The organism is Rhizobium sp. BK049 (assembly GCF_014193135.1).
Taxonomy (GTDB): Bacteria; Pseudomonadota; Alphaproteobacteria; order Rhizobiales; family Rhizobiaceae; genus Rhizobium.
The window spans coordinates 1-17,375 of the sequence record NZ_JACHYV010000042.1 but is presented as its reverse complement, the minus strand read 5'-3'; the positions used below and the strand labels follow the sequence as shown (position 1 = coordinate 17,375).

The window sequence follows — 17,375 nt, the reverse complement described above, 5'->3', positions numbered from 1 at the left end:
GACCCCTCCCCACAAGGGGGAGGGACTTAACTTGTTGAACTGCCTCGTTCTAAAAGCGATGTATCGCCTTGCTGAGACTTCGGTAGGGAAAGCTGGTGGAGCGGCATCATAAGCCGCTCCCCCTTGTGGGGAGGGGTTTTGAACCTCTCCCATATGAAAACATCTCAGAAGAAACCGAGCGCCTTCGGGCTGTAGCTGACCAGCATGTTCTTGGTCTGCTGGTAATGCTCGAGCATCATTTTGTGAGTTTCGCGACCGATGCCGGATTGCTTGTAGCCGCCGAAGGCGGCGTGGGCGGGGTAGGCATGGTAGCAGTTGGTCCAGACGCGGCCCGCCTGGATCTCGCGGCCGAAACGGTAGCAGCGATTGGCGTCGCGGCTCCAGACGCCGGCGCCGAGACCGTAGAGCGTGTCGTTGGCGATTTCGAGCGCCTCCTTCTCATCCTTGAAGGTCGCGACCGAGACCACAGGTCCGAAGATCTCCTCTTGGAACACCCGCATCTTGTTGTGGCCCTTGAAGATCGTCGGCTTGACGTAATAGCCGTTCGCCAATTCGCCGCCGAGATCGTTGCGCGAGCCGCCGGCCAAAACCTGGGCGCCTTCCTGCTTACCGATGTCGAGATAGGCGAGTATCTTCTCAAGCTGCTCCGTCGATGCCTGGGCGCCGATCATCGTTTGCGGATCGAGCGGGTTGCCCTGTTTGATCGCCTCGACGCGTTTGACGGCCTTTTCCATGAAGCGGTCGTAGATCGATTCCTGGACGAGGGCGCGGCTCGGGCAGGTGCAGACTTCGCCCTGGTTGAGGGCGAACATCGCAAAGCCCTCGAGCGCCTTGTCGAGGAAATCGTCGTCGTCGGCCATCACATCGGCGAAGAAGATGTTCGGGGATTTGCCGCCGAGTTCCAGAGTGACCGGAATGAGGTTCTGGCTGGCATATTGCATGATGAGCCGGCCGGTCGTCGTTTCGCCGGTAAAGGCGATCTTGGCGATGCGGGGACTGGTCGCGAGCGGCTTGCCGGCCTCGATACCGAAGCCGTTGACGATGTTGAGCACGCCGGGCGGCAGGAGGTCGCCGACGAGTTCGGCCCAGAGCAGGATCGAAGCGGGGGTCTGTTCGGCCGGCTTCAGCACGACGCAGTTGCCGGCGGCAAGTGCCGGCGCCAGCTTCCACGTCGCCATGAGGATCGGGAAGTTCCACGGAATGATCTGGCCGACGACGCCGAGCGGCTCGTGGAAGTGATAGGCGACGGTATCATGGTCGATCTCGCCGATCGAACCTTCCTGGGCGCGGATGCAAGAGGCGAAGTAGCGGAAGTGGTCGATCGCCAGCGGAATGTCGGCCGCCATGGTTTCGCGGATCGGCTTGCCATTGTCCCAGGTCTCTGCCTGGGCAAGCAGTTCCAGCTTGTCTTCCATGCGCTGGGCGATCTTCATGAGGATATTGGAGCGCTCGGCGGCGGACGTGCGGCCCCATTTTTCCTTGGCCGCATGGGCTGCGTCGAGCGCGAGATTGATGTCTTTTTCATCGGAGCGCGGGATGTCGCAGAGTTTGCCGCCTGTGACCGGCGTCACGTTTTCAAAGTATCTGCCTTCGACCGGCTCGCGCCATTCGCCGCCGATATAGTTGCCGTATTTCAGCTTGAATGGCGATTCTACGATTTTCTGATGAAGCATGTCATCCTCCCTTGATGGTCCAGGTTCCCAAGCGAACCAGTGTCAGGAAAATGCGCATGTTTCAGCGGCCGGAACAGAGCATGTCATCCATATCGCAGTGCACACTGTCGCAGGGATGCGACAGGATCGTGTCGTGATTACCGCATGTCGATGGAACCTTCGTGGGCGTGCTCAGTGAAGGTCGAACTTCTTCATCTTTCGGTGCAGAGTGGCGCGACTGATCCCGAGTGCTGCGGCTGCCTGCGAAACGTTACCGCTAGTGCGCGACAGCGCGCGCAGCAAGGCTGCCTTCTCGGCTTCGATGATCTCCTCCTGCTGCGAGACCCCAGCCTCATGCAGGGCATCGGCGGCAGGGATGCCGGTGGCGATCCGCCTGTCGTCCAGTTGCAGCGCGATGCGGGCGGCGCGGGTTGCGCCGAGCACGAGGTCGTGCCGGTCGACAGCGAGCAGAGCGGCGGCGGAATTGGCGGGGCTCGGGACCATCAGGAAACGGGCGCCTGCAAAGGCCGAACGAAAGAGATTGAGTTCAATGCGCATGGCCGCATCGCGCACGGTCTGCGTCAGGATCGCCAAGGTCATCTCGTTTACGTCGTTGCGGCAGGTAGAGATATCAAGCGCCGCGGCCAACCGGCCACGGTGATCGCGGATCGGCGCCGTCGTGCAGCTGAGGCTGGTATTTGCGCAGAAGAAATGCTGATCGCGGAAAATGGCGACGGCGCGTTCATCGGCGAGCGCCGTGCCGATGCCGTTGGTGCCGATGCTCGCCTCGGTCCAGATTGAGCCGGTCCAGAGGCCGAGTTCATGAAATTCCTTGTCGTCGCCGGCAGCCCCGCGGCGCTCCAGCGCAATGCCGTTCCTGTCCGTCAGAAGCAAGCAACAGCCGGCCTTGCCGACGGTGCTGAAGAGACGATCGAGCTCTTCCGTCGCGCTGGCAATCAGCTGCCCGGACTGCTCGCGGGCGCGCCGGAACTCCTCGTCGGTCAGGCGCAGCGGCGCCCGTTCGTCCTCGGGTGCGAGCTGGTGCATCGTCATGCACCGCCGCCAGGAGGCGACCACCGGAGAACTGGCGGCGGCGGAGTCGCGTTGGGCCGACGTGTAGACGTGCTCGGCATGTGCAGAGTGTTCGTGCATCGGCTCCTCCCACCGAAATTCAGCGCAGTCTGGTGGAAAAGCCGCGGGTTTGCAATCAGCCCGCACTTGGCTGTCCTCAATCCCCGACTCTTCCCGACGAAAGGACTGAATTCACATTTCGGTGTTCGTGCCGTCTTCGTTGTAACAAAAGACTGCTCCTGTCCGTAGTTCTGTGCAGAAACGAAGTTTGCCGGCGAGGAGAACCGACCATGTTGAACAGACGATTGTTGCTGATGGGCGCCGCTTTCGGAGCGATGGCAGTTCGCTTGGGCCTGATCGGTGAGGCGATCGCCGGCGAGACCTTCGCGGTGACGCACAGCGAGGCGGAATGGCGCAAGCTGCTGACGCCGGATCAGTATGCCGTCCTGCGCCAGGCGGGGACGGAGTCTCCCTTCACCAGCGTCTTGCTGCACGAGGAGCGGAACGGCAAGTTCGCCTGCGCCGGCTGCGACCAGAACCTGTTTTCCTCGGCGACCAAATTCGACAGCGGCACCGGCTGGCCGAGCTTCTGGGCGCCTCTTAAAGACGCCGTCGGCACGGAGCGCGACACCAGCTTAGGCATGACGCGGACCGCTGTGCATTGCAGCCGTTGCGGCGGCCATCTCGGTCATGTCTTTGATGACGGCCCGAAACCAACCGGGCTTCGCTACTGCATGAACGGTCTTGCCTTGACGTTTCATCCGGCCTCGGCCTGATCGGGGAACAGCTGTTGTCCCGATTCTGTTCTAGCGCCGCAACCAAGCCTCGATGCCGCGCCCGGCTGCACGGCCGGTCGCCAGACAGGCGGTGAGGAGATAGCCGCCGGTCGGCGCCTCCCAGTCGAGCATCTCACCGGCGACGAAGGTGCCGGGCAGCGCCTTCAGCATGAAGTCTTCGTCGATGCTGGTCCAGCGGATGCCACCTGCAGAGGAGATCGCCTCGGCAATCGGCTTTGTATCGAGAACCGGTACCGGCAGAGCCTTGATCACGCCGGCGAGACGTTCGGGATCGGCTCGGTCGCGGTCCGGCGCGAGTTCGCGCAGCAATGCCGCCTTGACGCCTTCAAGCCCGGCACCCTTGCGCAGGCGGTTTGAAAAGCTCGACCTGGTGTCCTGCCGCGTCAAATCGCGCGCCAGCCTTTCGATCGTCCGGCCCGGGGCGAGGTCGAGCGTCAGGGCAGCGCTGCCGTGGTGCAGCAGCCGGTCGCGGAGGCTGGCCGCATGGGCGTAGACCAAGCTGCCTTCGATGCCGCTGCCGGTGATGACGAACTCGCCGGGAAAGGTGCCGGCTTCGGATGTGGCGGTGACCGACTTGACGGGCTCGCCGGCGAAACGCGCGCTGAAGCCGGCGCTCCAGTCGACGACGAAGCCACAATTGGCGGGCCGGAAAGCAGCGATCTCGACGCCCCTCTGGGCCAACCAGGGCAGCCAGGCGGCATCCGAGCCAAGACGCGGCCAACTTGCGCCGCCAAGCGCCAGCAGGGCGGCGTCGCAATGGACAATGCTACGCCCTTCCGGCGTTTCGAAAACGTAACCGTCTTCGACAAGGCCGGTCCAGCGATGGCGGGTGCGCAACGCAACACCCCGCTCTTCAAGCCGCTTGAGCCAGGCACGCAGCAAAGGAGAAGCCTTCATCACCTTGGGGAAAACCCGGCCGGAGGAGCCGACGAAGGTCTCGGTGCCGAGCCCTGCGGCCCAATCCCTGATATCACCGGGAGTAAAGGCGTCGAGAGCGGGACGCAGACGGGCTGAAGCCGTTCCGAAGCGCGTAACGAAACGGGCATAATCCTCGGAATGGGTGATGTTGAGGCCCGACTTGCCGGCCAGCAGGAACTTGCGGGCGAAGGTCGGCATGGCGTCGTAGATCGCCACAGCATGGCCGGAGAGCGAAAGCAGCTCGGCAGCCGCAAGACCCGTGGGGCCGCCACCGATGATTGCAATCCGTTTCTGGCTCATGATGTCTTCGCCCGATTCCTTCCGGCGCAGTTTTGGCGCGGCCGCTGCTCACCTGCAAGGGTGCAGGTTCGTCAATGGTGAGAATGCGTGCATTGACCATGGTCGGCGAGAATCTCGATGACGCGACATTGGTCGACGCGGCCGTGGCCGCAGCCCTCCACCATCATTTCCAGCTCGGCTTTCAAAGCCATCAGGCTGCGGATGCGCTGCTCAACCTCAACGAGGCGAGCCTTGGCGATGGCGTCGGCCGAGGCGCAGGACTGGTTCGGCTCATCCTGCAGCGTGAGCAGCGTGCGGATTGCCTCGATCTCGAAACCGAGCTCGCGCGCGTGGCGGATGAAAGCAAGGCGGCTGATGTCGGCAGGTTCGAAGGATCGCTGGTTGCCTTCGCTGCGGCTCGGGGCCGCAAGAAGGCCGATGCTCTCGTAATAGCGCACCGTCGGCACTTTGACGCCGCTCCGGCGGGCCGCCTCGCCAATCGTGATCTTTTTCATGATTTTTCTCTTGCACCTCTAGTCGCTAGAGGATGTAGGAGGGATGCTTCTGTTTGACAAGGAAGCGGATATGGCTGAGACGAGCGAGACACGATACAGGGTCGGTGGCATGGATTGCGCCGCCTGCGCGAGCAAGATCGATACCGCAGTCAGGCGCATAGCAGGCGTTGCCGATGTCTCAGTCTCGGTGGTGACAGGCACCATGACCATCCGGCATGACGGCAGCAGCGATCTCAAGGCGGTCGAGAAGAAGGTGACGGGGCTTGGTTATTCCGTTTCGCCCTTTGCCGGAAATGCGACGCCTGCGCGTGAAGACCGCCGGCACTATCATCACGATCATGCCGCTCATGGCCATGGAGATCACGACCATGCCAGGCATGATCACGACCATGCCCATGACGAGAAGGAAATCGAAGGCTCGCATGGGCACGACGATGCACCGATGACCGGTCCCTGGTGGCGGAGCAGGAAGGGCCGGCTGACCATTTTTTCGGGTGCGGCGCTCGTTGCCGCCTATGCCGTCGGCCATCTGGTGCCGGCGGTCGCGTCCTACGCCTTCATCGTCGCCATGCTGGTCGGTCTGGCTCCGATCGCGCGGCGCGCTGTCATGGCGGCATTCTCCGGCACGCCGTTCTCGATCGAGATGCTGATGACGATCGCCGCCGTCGGCGCTGTTATCATCAATGCCGGCGAGGAAGCGGCAACGGTCGTATTCCTGTTTCTCGTCGGCGAGTTGCTCGAAGGCGTGGCGGCGGGCAAGGCGCGTGAAAGCATACAGTCGCTGACGGCCCTGGTGCCGAAGACCGCGCTGCTCGAAGACAATGGGCAGATGCGAGAGGTGCCGGCTGAAAGCCTTGCCGTCGGCACGGTTATCATGGTTCGCCCCGGCGATCGCATCTCTGCCGACGGCGTCATCGCATCAGGCGAGAGCGCGATCGACGAGGCTCCGGTGACGGGCGAGAGCACGCCGGTGCGCAAGGGCGTCGACGCCGTGGTCTATGCCGGTACGGTCAATGGCGATGCGGTGCTGAGGGTTCGCGTCACGGCGGCTGCTGCCGACAATACTATCGCCCGCGTCGTCAAGCTGGTGGAAGAAGCGCAGGAATCGAAGGCGCCGACGGAGCGCTTCATCAAGCGGTTTTCGCGCTACTACACGCCGGGTGTGGTCGTCGTTGCCGCGCTGGTCGCGGTCGTTCCGCCGCCGTTCTTCGGCGGCGCGTGGAGTGAGTGGATCTACAAGGGTCTTGCCATCCTGCTGATCGGCTGCCCTTGCGCCCTCGTCATCTCGACGCCGGCGGCGATCGCGGCTTCGCTGTCGGCGGGCGCGAGGCGCGGGCTGCTGATGAAGGGCGGTGCGGTCCTGGAGACGCTCGGCAAGGTGACGATGGTCGCCTTCGACAAGACGGGCACGCTGACGGAAGGCAAGCCTCGGGTGACCGACATCCTTTCCTTTGGATTGGGTGAGGCGCAGCTCCTGTCGCGCGCGGCGGTGCTCGAGCAGGGCTCCAGCCATCCGCTGGCACAGGCGATTCTTCACCGCGCCAAGGCGGACGGCGTGCCCGTGCCACCCGCCTTCGAGCTGGAAGCGCTGCCGGGCAAGGGTGTCACCGGCAAAATCGGCGGCGAGGCAGTTGATCTCTTGTCGCCGCCCGCCGCCCGCGAGCGGGGGGCACTTGACGCGAAACAGGAGGCGCGTATTGCAGGGCTCAATGATGAGGGCAAGAGCGTGTCGGTGCTGCTCGTCAATGGCGCTGCGTCCGGCCTGATCGCCATGCGCGACGAGCCGCGCGAGGACGCCGCGGCCGGGCTCTCGGCGCTCAAATTGGCCGGTGTCAAGGCGATGATGCTGACCGGCGACAACAAGCGGACGGCGGCAGCCGTCGCAGACATGCTCGGCATCGACTGGCGGGGCGAGATGATGCCCGAGGACAAGCAGCGGGTCGTCGGCGAATTGAAGCGCAAGGGCTTCATAGTCGCCAAGGTCGGCGACGGCATCAACGACGCGCCGGCGCTCGCCGCCGCCGATATCGGCATCGCCATGGGCGGCGGCACCGATGTGGCGCTGGAGACGGCCGATGCCGCCGTGCTGCACGGGCGCGTTGGCGACGTGGCGCGAATGATCGCGCTTTCGCAGCGGACGATGCGCAATATCCTCGAGAATATCACCATTGCACTCGGGCTGAAGGCTGTCTTCCTGGTGACCACGATCATCGGAATCACCGGGCTCTGGCCGGCGATTCTCGCCGATACCGGAGCCACCGTGCTGGTTACGATCAACGCGCTCAGGCTGCTCCGCGTAGAGGAATAAATCCTTTCCTCTTCGGAGCGCCGATTAGGGCCGATCCGGAATCGAAAACCGCAGAGCCGGCTACAGGCCGGCTCTCGTCGTTCAGGCCTTCTCCACAGTTCGTTTTGTTTAAGCCTTCATTATCCATGTTTTTCACAGGAACGCAGTGATTTCAAACCTACCGTAACGCAACGCACAAACCATCCGTTGACGTGAATTTCGATTCGCGTACTATATCTAGTGTTCAAGGTTCCTTCGATTCGTGAGGATCGCGGGCTAAGACGGGAATACGGTGCGTCTCGCCATGAGGGTGGGACAAGGCCGGAGCTGCCCCCGCAACTGTGAGCGGAGAGCAACTGTCCGATTTCGGGTCACTGGGGCATGATGCCTCGGGAAGGCTGGGCAGGTGCTTCGACCCGTGAGCCAGGAGACCTGCCTTGAATGAAACGTCCACGGGCGGGGTGTCCGGAAGGTCGCGTGCATGCAGCGGAATGATCCGCGCTGTTGCGCTGCCCCGAACGACCGCATGAGCACTTCGGGGTTTGAAGTCATGTCGAGAGCATCAAGGCCGGCGCCCGCGCACATCCTGCGAGGGACCAAGTCAGGCGTTTAAAGCGCCAACCTTGCCAGATCACTATCAAGCATTTCCCCGGACGCCGCATGGCGCCCGATCCCAGTCCTGCGTCCTGAATTCATTGACTTCACGAGGAACATGATGAGCGTTACCGTTTACAGCAAGCCGGCCTGTGTCCAATGCACGGCCACTTACCGCGCCCTCGATCGCCTGGGCGTGGATTATGAGATCGTCGATATTTCCGAGGATGCCGAAGCGCTCGATCGCGTGCGTGGCATGGGCTACATGCAGGTTCCGGTCGTCGTTGCCGGCGAGCAGCATTGGGCGGGCTTCCGCCCCGACATGATCAGCGCACTCTCCTGACCGGAGAAAAGCGGTGGGGCTGATCGTCTATTATTCCAGCCGATCCGGGAACACCCATCGTTTCGTCGAGAAGCTGGGATTGCGCGCGGCGCGCATCCCCCTCGGCGCTGAGGCCATCCACATTCGCGAACCCTATGTGCTGATCTCGCCTACCTATTGCGGAAACGGTGGTAAAGGGGCCGTGCCCAAGCAGGTGATCCGCTTCCTCAACGAGGCGGAAAACCGCTCCAACATCCGCGGCGTGATTGCTGCGGGCAACAGCAATTTCGGCGAGACCTATGGGCTCGCCGGCGATGTCATCTCGAAGAAGTGCCAGGTGCCGTACCTCTACAGGTTCGAGCTCCTGGGAACTGCCGATGATATCGCCAACGTCAAAGACGGGATGGGACGATTTTGGACACGGGAACAAATCTGACGCGGGACGCGGGCGCAAAACCGCTGAAAGCGGCCGAAACACTCGACTATCATGCACTGAACGCGATGCTGAACCTCTACGACGACGAGGGAAAGATCCAGCTCGACAAGGATCGCGTGGCGGCCAAGCAATATTTCCTGCAGCATGTGAACCAGAACACCGTGTTCTTTCACAATCTTCGGGAAAAGCTCGATTACCTCGTCGCGGAGGGCTATTACGAGCAGGAGGTTCTCGACCAGTATTCCTTCAATTTCGTCCGCGACCTGTTCGATCAGGCCTATGCCAAGAAATTCCGGTTTCCTACCTTCCTCGGGGCTTTCAAATATTACACCAGCTATACGCTGAAGACCTTCGACGGAAAGCGCTATCTCGAGCGCTACGAAGACCGCATCTGCATGGTGGCGCTGGCTTTGGCGCGCGGCGATGAGGCCCTTGCTCGCGACATAGTCGACGAGATCATTTCCGGCCGCTTCCAGCCGGCAACGCCCACCTTCCTCAATGCCGGCAAGAAGCAGCGCGGCGAACTCGTTTCCTGTTTCCTGCTGCGCGTCGAGGACAACATGGAATCGATCGGCCGGTCGATCAATTCGGCGCTGCAGTTGTCGAAACGCGGCGGCGGCGTGGCCCTGTCGCTGACCAATATCCGCGAGGCGGGCGCGCCGATCAAGCAGATCGAAAACCAGTCCTCCGGCATCATCCCCGTCATGAAGCTCCTGGAAGACAGCTTCTCCTATGCCAATCAGCTCGGTGCGCGGCAGGGGGCGGGTGCGGTTTATCTGAACGCCCATCATCCCGATATCATGCGCTTTCTCGACACCAAACGTGAAAACGCCGATGAGAAAATCCGCATCAAGACGCTGTCGCTCGGCGTTGTCGTGCCCGACATCACCTTCGAACTCGCCAAGAACAATGAGGACATGTACCTGTTCTCGCCCTACGACGTGGAACGGGTCTACGGCGTGCCTTTCACCGAGATTTCGGTGACGGAGAAGTACCGGGAAATGGTGGCGGACGCCCGCATCTCGAAGAAGAAGATCAAGGCGCGCGAATTCTTCCAGGTCATCGCCGAAATCCAGTTCGAAAGCGGCTACCCTTACATCATGTTCGAGGACACGGTGAACCGCTCGAACCCGATTGCCGGGCGCATCTCCATGAGCAACCTCTGCTCGGAGATACTGCAGGTGAGCGAGGCGAGCGACTATCATGACGACCTTTCCTACAAGCATCTCGGCAGGGATATTTCCTGCAATCTCGGCTCGCTGAACATTGCTGCGGCGATGGATTCGACCGACTTCGGCAAGACGATCGAGACCTCGATCCGGGCGCTGACAGCGGTGTCCGATATGAGCAATATCTCCTCGGTTCCTTCGATCGAGAAAGGCAATGACGAGAGCCATGCGATCGGCCTCGGGCAGATGAACCTGCACGGATACCTCGCCCGCGAACGCATCTTCTATGGCTCTGAGGAAGGCGTCGATTTCACCAACATCTATTTCTATGCGGTGACCTATCACGCGCTGCGTGCCTCCAATCGTCTGGCGGTCGAGCGTGGTGTGAGCTTCAAGGGGTTCGAGAATTCGAAATACGCTTCAGGTGACTATTTCGACAAATATACCGAGCAGGAATGGAAGCCGGCCACCGAAAAGGTGCAGGCGTTGTTCGACAAATCGGGCATCCATATTCCGACACAGCAAGACTGGGTGGCGCTGAAAAAGGCGGTGATGGCCTCAGGCCTCTATAACCAGAACCTGCAGGCGGTGCCGCCGACGGGCTCGATCTCCTATATCAACCACTCGACTTCCTCGATCCATCCGATCGTCTCGAAGATCGAGATCCGCAAGGAAGGAAAGATCGGCCGCGTCTATTATCCGGCGCCGTTCATGACCAATGACAATCTCGACTACTATCAGGACGCCTACGAGATCGGGCCGGAGAAGATCATCGACACCTATGCGGCAGCAACCCAGCATGTCGACCAAGGCCTGTCGCTGACCCTGTTCTTCCGTGATACGGCGACGACGCGCGACATCAATAGGGCGCAGATTTACGCCTGGAAGAAGGGCATCAAGACGATCTACTACATCCGCCTTCGCCAGATGGCCCTTTCGGGTACGGAAGTGCAGGGGTGTGTGTCGTGTACGTTGTGATTTGATTTCGCTTGTGAGCACTGCCCCTCACCCTAACCCTCTCCCCGTTCTGACGGGGAGAGGGGACTCGCCACACGAGCCGGCAATAAAGACGGATAAGGGTGCGGCATACCCCCTTCGCCCCGCAAGCGGGGAGAAGGTGCCGGCAGGCGGATGAGGGGCAAATCCGGATACATTCCTCAAGAGGACCACCTTATGAACATACAACTCAAGCCAGCCTCGCGCGTGCGCGCCATCAACTGGAATCGCATCGAGGACGACAAGGATCTCGAGGTCTGGAATCGCCTCACCGGCAATTTCTGGCTGCCGGAAAAGGTGCCGCTGTCGAACGACATCCCTTCCTGGGCGACGCTGACGGCGGCCGAGCAGCAGCTGACCATTCGGGTCTTCACCGGATTGACGCTGCTCGACACGATACAGAACGGAGTCGGCTCCATCAGGTTGATGGAGGATGCGGCGACGCCGCATGAGGAGGCAGTGCTTTCCAACATCTCCTTCATGGAAGCGGTGCATGCCCGTTCCTATTCCTCGATCTTCTCTACGCTGTGCTCGACGCCTGATGTCGATGATGCCTATCGCTGGTCCGAGGAGAATGAATTTCTCCAGCGCAAATCAGCGCTAGTCATGGAGCAATATGCCTCCGGCGACCCCTTGAAGAAGAAGGTCGCCAGCGTCTTCCTGGAAAGTTTTCTGTTCTATTCCGGCTTCTATCTGCCGATGTACTGGTCGAGCCGCGCCAAACTCACCAACACGGCCGATATGATCCGGCTCATCATCCGGGACGAGGCGGTGCACGGCTATTATATTGGTTACAAATTTCAGCGCGGGCTGGAACGGCTTTCCGAAGAGCGCCGTCAGGAGATCAAAGATTTCGCCTTCGACCTGCTGCTCGACCTCTACGATAACGAGGCGAGATATACCGAAGCGCTCTATGACGGAGTCGGACTGAGCGAGGACGTCAAGAAGTTCCTCCACTACAATGCCAACAAGGCGCTGATGAACCTCGGCTACGAAGCACTGTTTCCGGCCGAAGCCTGCAAGGTCAATCCGGCGATCTTGTCGGCGCTGTCGCCGAATGCCGACGAGAACCACGACTTCTTCTCCGGCTCGGGGTCCTCCTATGTCATCGGCAAGGCCGTGGCCACCGAAGACGAGGACTGGGATTTCTGAGACTTAATTGCAGTCTCCCCTTATCATTTGCTTCGCCATCGACCACATTCACGGAAAATGAATTCGGTGTTCGTCGGTGATGCGGCGTAGTGGGGTTTCGATGTCCTCTTTTTTGAACAAGGCCGGGGCTGCCGTTGAAACGGATGACGGCGTCTGGCCGATCCGCCGGAGGCGGATCCTCGACTGGCTGGTGAACGAGACGCGCGGCGAGCGCTTCATCGACAACATCCTGGTGGCAATGTGCGAGAAGCTTTTGGCAGCGGGGGTGCCGGTGGCGCGCGCGACGCTGCATTTCAGGACTAACCATCCGCAATGGATCGGCGCCCGCATCCTTTGGAAAGAGGGCATGGCGGAAGCGAAAATCGACACATTCGCCTATGGTGTCGAAACCACGCCGGAATTCTTGAAGAGCCCGGTTAACGCGATCCATCAGGGTGCGGAGGAGTTTCGCAAACAGTTGGAAGGTGCAGCCGAAGACGACGAAGATAGTCTCTTTCAGGAATTGCGCGACGACGGCCTCACGGAATACATCGCCTGGCCGATCGAGCATACTTTCGGAAAACGTCACGTCGTGACATTTTCCACATCTCGGCCGGGTGGTTTTACGGGCGAGCATACCGATTTCCTGCGCGATCTCCTGCCGGCGCTGACCCTGGTCAGCGAGATCAGGCTGAAGAACATCATGGCACGCACGCTGCTGCAGACCTATGTGGGACCGCACGCGAGCGAGCATATCCTGTCAGGTGTCACGACCCGCGGCAGCGGCGCGACCGTCGGCGCGGCCATCATGATCTGCGATCTGCGCGATTTCACGGCGATCTCCGATCTCTGGCCGCGTGATGACGTCATCCACCTGCTGAACGATTATTTCGACGCCATGTCGGATCCGATCGAACGACATGGCGGGGAAATCCTGAAGTTCATGGGAGACGGGCTGCTGGCGATCTTCCCGCTAGCCAAGGAGACGGCCTGCCTCGATCTGCTGCAGGCGATCCGCGAAGGGCAGGCGTCGATGGCCGAGCTGAACGAGGAGCACCTGCGCACGGGACGGGAACCGCTGCGCTACGGCGTCGGTGTGCATGTCGGCGATGTCATGTACGGCAATATCGGCTCGCGCCGGCGGCTGGATTTCACCGTCATCGGCCCGGCGGTCAATGTCGCCTCGAGGCTGGAAAGCCTGACCAAGGAGGTCAAGCGGCCGGTGCTCTTGTCGCGGGCCTTCGTCGAAATGGCGGGCTGCGCCAAAGACATGGACAGTCTCGGCACCTTCCCGTTGCGCGGGCTCGGAGAGCCTGTCGATGTCTTTGCTTTTCCGGAGCGGTAGGCTCAGGCAGTGTCAGACGCCGCGCTTGTTTCCCCAAAGCAACACGTGCAGCTGCGGCAGGACGCGCGGCGCAAACCATTGGTCGACTGTCACCTTCTCGACAAGCCAATGCATGCGATCCATCACGCCGTCGATATCGATGCGCGCGTCGTCGTCATCGGGGGGCGGTGGTGTATGGTTGCCCGGCTGAAGGTACAAGGGAATATAGGGATAGCGCTCGCCCGCCTCTCGGGCGAACGCATAATCGGCATCGTCGAAGACGACGATTTTCATAGCGATCTCCGGTCCGCCGGCGGACAGCCGAAGACAATTGTCGACCTGCTCCCAGTCTGTCTGCATTCCGCTCGACGGCGGCTTGGGACTCAAGACCAGCGTATCGAGATCGCGAAACCAGTTCCGGGCGACACTTCCCTGAGTTTCCAGCGCGAAGCGGTATCCCTTGGCATGGCCGAGTTCGATCAGCGGCCCCAGCGGCTGGATCGCCGGATTGCCCCCCGAAAGGGAAACCGTCAGCGGTCTGCTTCCGGAAAGCCTGGTGACCTCCTGCCAGATCGCCTCGACAGACATCGGCATCCATTGATCCCTGAACGCGCTATCAACTGCATGAAGGCTATCGCACCAGGAGCAGCGATAGTCGCAACCGCCCGTCCTGACGAACACCGTCGGCAGGCCGATCAATGCGCCTTCGCCCTGTATGGTCGGACCGAAGATCTCGCTGACGCGGATGGTCTCCGCGCTCATGGTCTATACTCCGCCCAGGTCTTCGGCGTTTCGCTGACGCGGACGGACGAAGTCTCGGGGAAGCGCTGCTTGCACCAGTCGTAGAAGTGCTTGGCCAGGAACTCGGAGGTGACTTTCGAATGACCGAACACGTCGTTCAGATGTCGATGATCGAGAGTCTCGTCGATATAGCTTTTGAGCGGTGAGAGGTCGTGATAGTCGCGAACGAAGCCGTCGTCATTCAGGGTTTCGGCAGAAAGTTCGATGACGACGATATAGTTGTGACCGTGGAGCCGGGCACATTGATGATTGGCCGGCAGATGATCCAACTGATGCGAGGCGGAGAGATGAAATTCCTTGGTGATGCGGTACATCAACGCACCTCCGTCGCGGCAAATTGCGACACCGCCGCTTTCCAGAAGTCGCGATCCTCGTATTCCGTCGGATCGGCGACACCGGCAAGGTGGAAGGCTTCGCGGCGTTCGACGCAGGTTCCACAGCGCCCGCAATGGAGACTGCCGCCCTTGTAACAGGACCAGGTTTCCGCGAAAGGCGTGCCGTGTTTTGCGCCATCGGCCACGATGTCAGTCTTGGAAATCTCGACATAGGGTGCGAGCAGCTTGACGCTGGCATAACCGTCCAGCGCTTCGTTCTGCATGCGCTGGAAAGCATCGATAAAGCTCGGCCGGCAGTCGGGATAGATGAAGTGATCGCCGCCATGCACGGCGACGGCGACCGCATCCGCTTTCTGCGCGGCGGCCAGGCCGAAGGCGATGGCCAGCATGATAGCATTGCGGTTGGGTACCACGGTGGCCTTCATTGTTTCCTCGGCGTAGTGGCCGTCCGGAACCTCGACATTGTCGGTCAGGGCCGATCCGCTGAGATGGCCGCCGATGGCGGCGATGTCGACAATATGATGGGGGACGGCAAGGCGTGCGGCGCATCGGGCGGCAAAGTCGAGTTCCTTGCGATGCCGCTGGCCATAGTCGAAGGAGACGAGACCGATAAGCTGCTCTTCCGCCGCCATCCTGTGGGCAAGCGAAACGGAGTCGAGTCCGCCGGAGCAGACGACGATGGTTTTCATATTTTGGATTCCCTTGTTTTGACCGGGTGGGCTGCGACCGGATTACACGCGCGCTTCTACGCCAAATCACGCTTCATGAAAACAGTTTTAGCGTTGACCGATCGGAAAGTTGATCTGCGGCGGCAGAAGAAGCTGCAAATTCTCCGCGTCGGGATTATTGATGCGATGCAGCAGCATGCGGCCGAGATCCTCTCCCGCCGCCGTCAGATCCTCATGGATCGTATCGACCTTCGGCTGCAACTGAGTGAGAAGGCGCGATGTCTCCTTGGCGACGATATCGTAGTCGGCCGCAAGTGTCTGCCCGGCATCGCTCATGCCGCTGATGACGGCAAGCGCCGAAACTTCGCCGGGGCAGATGAAACCATCGGGAGCCCCCGGCGCGGCGGCGCGGCCGCGGATGAAGTCGCGCAGCACATCCGCCGGCGTGTCGAGATCGACGGTCTCGGGGATTTCATAGGCGACGCCGGCCTGCCGTACCGCCGTCATGAAGCCGTGCAGGATATGTTGGCAGAAGGTCAGCCGTTTCGGCGGCAGGATCACCGCCACCTTGGTGCGGCCCTTGGCGATCAGCCGGCATGTCGCTTCATAGGCAAAGGTGAAGTTGTCGTAGTCGACATAGGGATGCTGCGTCGAAAATTCCGTGCGGCCGTGACAGATGAAGGGAAAGCCGGTTTCGAGCAACAGGCGGACGCGGGCATCGAGCGGCTCGGTCCGGGTGAAGATCAGCCCGTCGGCCAGGTGGTTGCGGATGATGTATTCGGCGGCTTCGACATTGGTTGTCGACAGGAAGTTCGGAGCGACGACAAGATGGTAGGACGTCTCTTTCAGCGCCTTGGCAATGCCGTACATGATCGAGGTGCTGAAGCCGACCACCTCCTCGTGGGAATCAAGCAGGATGGCGACGACGTTGGTGCGGCCAGTCTTCAGACGCTGGGCGGCCCGATCCGGGAGATAGCCGATCTCGCGGGCAATGCGGTGCACGCGCTGGCGGGTTTCAAGAGAGATCTGCGGCGCATCAGAGAGCGCCCTTGACACGGTTGTCACCGCAAGGCCGGCGATCGTGGCGATCGTTCGCAAGGTCGGCTTGCTGCGCTTGTGCGTGATATCGAGATTTTCGCCGCGATGCGGCCGGGACGGTTCGGTCACTCTAGGGCTTTCCATGCTGGAATTGCCGATACAATAACACGATGAGTCAGGCGGGCAATCTGGGAATGAAAACGTTTTAAATTTTGACGCTTTATTATCCAATCGGATTATTTGAATGTAATTCAATATGTTATTGCAGTAATCATATTTTTCTCGGGAGTCGAGAAAGGGCTTGACGACCAAAGGCTTATAACGTTTTAAATTGTTAACCGCGCGGAGGAGCGCGGCTTCATGCCGACCGCCGCAATGGCGGGACGCATCTGGTGGCGGGGAGGGTCCTGCCGCCGATTTCAAACGGGAGGAAATTCATGCGCAAGTTCATGAGCTCGGCAGCTGTCGCTGTCGTGATGCTGGCTGGTTTGGGTGCGGCGCAGGCTGCCGACGTCAAGGAAGTGCAGATGCTGCACTGGTGGACGTCTGGCGGCGAGGCGGCCGCGTTGAACGTTCTTAAGGAGGATCTTGCGAAGGAGGGGTTTGCCTGGAAGGACGTTCCGGTAGCCGGCGGCGGCGGTGATGCGGCGATGACGGCGCTGAAGGCGATGGTGGCGGCCGGCACCTATCCGACAGCCTCGCAGATGCTGGGTTATACCGTGCTCGATTATGCCCAGGCCGGCGTCATGGGCGATCTGACGGAGACGGCCAAGAAGGAAGGCTGGGACAAGTCGGTGCCGGCCGCACTTCAGAAGTTCTCCGTCTACGACGGCAAGTGGGTCGCCGCCCCGGTTAACGTGCACTCGGTCAACTGGCTGTGGATCAACAAGGCCGTGATGGACAAGATCGGCGGCAGCCAGCCGAAGACCTTCGACGATCTGATCGCCCTGCTCGACAAGGCCAAGGCTGCGGGCGTCATCCCGTTGGCGCTCGGCGGCCAGAACTGGCAGGAAGCGACGATGTTCGATTCCATCGTGCTGTC

The 17,375-nt window shown here is 61.0% G+C and carries 16 protein-coding genes and 1 riboswitch; of the genes, 8 read left to right on the top strand and 8 right to left on the bottom strand.

Going from position 1 to position 17,375, the window contains the following annotated elements:
- Positions 1–164 precede the first annotated feature (164 nt).
- Both adh and FHT70_RS28470 read right to left on the bottom strand, forming a co-directional pair.
- A complete protein-coding gene (gene adh / locus FHT70_RS28475) occupies positions 165–1,673 on the bottom strand; it encodes an aldehyde dehydrogenase (RefSeq protein ID WP_183706474.1) in 1,509 nt (502 codons plus the stop codon).
- Between the two features lie 171 nt (positions 1,674–1,844).
- The gene (locus FHT70_RS28470; protein WP_097601754.1) at positions 1,845–2,804 is read right to left on the bottom strand and encodes a helix-turn-helix domain-containing protein; all 960 of its coding nucleotides are present in this window, start codon (positions 2,802–2,804) and stop codon (positions 1,845–1,847) included.
- Between the two features lie 209 nt (positions 2,805–3,013).
- On the opposite strand from FHT70_RS28470, the gene msrB reads away from it, so the two are divergent.
- A complete protein-coding gene (msrB, locus tag FHT70_RS28465; RefSeq protein ID WP_097601755.1) occupies positions 3,014–3,499 on the top strand; it encodes a peptide-methionine (R)-S-oxide reductase MsrB in 486 nt (161 codons plus the stop codon).
- Between the two features lie 30 nt (positions 3,500–3,529).
- On the opposite strand, the gene FHT70_RS28460 is transcribed toward msrB, so the two are convergent.
- The gene (locus FHT70_RS28460) at positions 3,530–4,738 is read right to left on the bottom strand and encodes a TIGR03862 family flavoprotein (RefSeq protein ID WP_183706472.1); all 1,209 of its coding nucleotides are present in this window, start codon (positions 4,736–4,738) and stop codon (positions 3,530–3,532) included.
- Between the two features lie 71 nt (positions 4,739–4,809).
- Positions 4,810–5,232 (bottom strand): helix-turn-helix domain-containing protein, encoded by a 423-nt coding sequence (locus FHT70_RS28455; protein ID WP_183706470.1) that lies wholly within the window; start codon positions 5,230–5,232, stop codon positions 4,810–4,812.
- 70 nt (positions 5,233–5,302) lie between these two features.
- Here FHT70_RS28455 and FHT70_RS28450 point away from each other — a divergent pair, with 70 nt between their 5' ends.
- The 6 genes from FHT70_RS28450 to FHT70_RS28425 all read left to right on the top strand — a co-directional run bounded on the left by FHT70_RS28450 (position 5,303) and on the right by FHT70_RS28425 (position 13,512).
- Positions 5,303–7,540, top strand: a complete 2,238-nt coding sequence (locus tag FHT70_RS28450; protein WP_183706468.1) for a heavy metal translocating P-type ATPase — start codon at positions 5,303–5,305, stop codon at positions 7,538–7,540.
- 209 nt (positions 7,541–7,749) lie between these two features.
- Positions 7,750–7,974, top strand: a riboswitch (cobalamin riboswitch).
- 260 nt (positions 7,975–8,234) lie between these two features.
- Positions 8,235–8,456 (top strand): glutaredoxin-like protein NrdH, encoded by a 222-nt coding sequence (gene nrdH, locus FHT70_RS28445; protein WP_085779585.1) that lies wholly within the window; start codon positions 8,235–8,237, stop codon positions 8,454–8,456.
- A gap of 13 nt (positions 8,457–8,469) precedes the next feature.
- The gene (nrdI, locus tag FHT70_RS28440) at positions 8,470–8,871 is read left to right on the top strand and encodes a class Ib ribonucleoside-diphosphate reductase assembly flavoprotein NrdI (RefSeq protein ID WP_097601757.1); all 402 of its coding nucleotides are present in this window, start codon (positions 8,470–8,472) and stop codon (positions 8,869–8,871) included.
- Positions 8,850–11,018: a class 1b ribonucleoside-diphosphate reductase subunit alpha gene (gene nrdE, locus FHT70_RS28435; RefSeq protein ID WP_183706466.1), complete on the top strand. Its 2,169-nt coding sequence runs from the start codon at positions 8,850–8,852 to the stop codon at positions 11,016–11,018. The genes nrdI and nrdE overlap by 22 nt, the downstream gene beginning before the upstream one ends.
- A gap of 195 nt (positions 11,019–11,213) precedes the next feature.
- Positions 11,214–12,188 carry a class 1b ribonucleoside-diphosphate reductase subunit beta gene (gene nrdF / locus FHT70_RS28430; RefSeq protein WP_183706464.1) on the top strand — a complete coding sequence of 325 codons (975 nt, stop codon included), beginning with the start codon at positions 11,214–11,216 and terminating at the stop codon, positions 12,186–12,188.
- A 100-nt stretch (positions 12,189–12,288) separates the two neighbouring features.
- Positions 12,289–13,512, top strand: coding sequence for an adenylate/guanylate cyclase domain-containing protein (locus FHT70_RS28425; RefSeq protein ID WP_183706463.1), 1,224 nt, complete (start codon positions 12,289–12,291; stop codon positions 13,510–13,512).
- Positions 13,513–13,524: 12 nt separating this feature from the next.
- Here the strand turns inward: FHT70_RS28425 and queE are convergent, their stop codons facing one another.
- The 4 genes from queE to FHT70_RS28405 form a co-directional block, all read right to left on the bottom strand.
- The gene (queE, locus tag FHT70_RS28420; RefSeq protein WP_183706461.1) at positions 13,525–14,253 is read right to left on the bottom strand and encodes a 7-carboxy-7-deazaguanine synthase QueE; all 729 of its coding nucleotides are present in this window, start codon (positions 14,251–14,253) and stop codon (positions 13,525–13,527) included.
- Positions 14,250–14,606: a 6-carboxytetrahydropterin synthase QueD gene (gene queD, locus FHT70_RS28415; RefSeq protein ID WP_097601761.1), complete on the bottom strand. Its 357-nt coding sequence runs from the start codon at positions 14,604–14,606 to the stop codon at positions 14,250–14,252. The genes queE and queD overlap by 4 nt, the downstream gene beginning before the upstream one ends.
- On the bottom strand, positions 14,606–15,316 hold the full coding sequence (gene queC / locus FHT70_RS28410; RefSeq protein ID WP_183706459.1) for a 7-cyano-7-deazaguanine synthase QueC: 711 nt from the start codon (positions 15,314–15,316) through the stop codon (positions 14,606–14,608). The genes queD and queC overlap by 1 nt, the downstream gene beginning before the upstream one ends.
- A gap of 87 nt (positions 15,317–15,403) precedes the next feature.
- Entirely contained in the window at positions 15,404–16,462 is a 1,059-nt protein-coding gene (locus tag FHT70_RS28405) for a LacI family transcriptional regulator (protein ID WP_183706457.1), read from the bottom strand.
- 308 nt (positions 16,463–16,770) lie between these two features.
- Here FHT70_RS28405 and FHT70_RS28400 point away from each other — a divergent pair.
- Positions 16,771–17,375, top strand: a 605-nt coding sequence (locus FHT70_RS28400; RefSeq protein WP_183706455.1) for an ABC transporter substrate-binding protein, incomplete at its 3' end; no start/stop codon positions are given.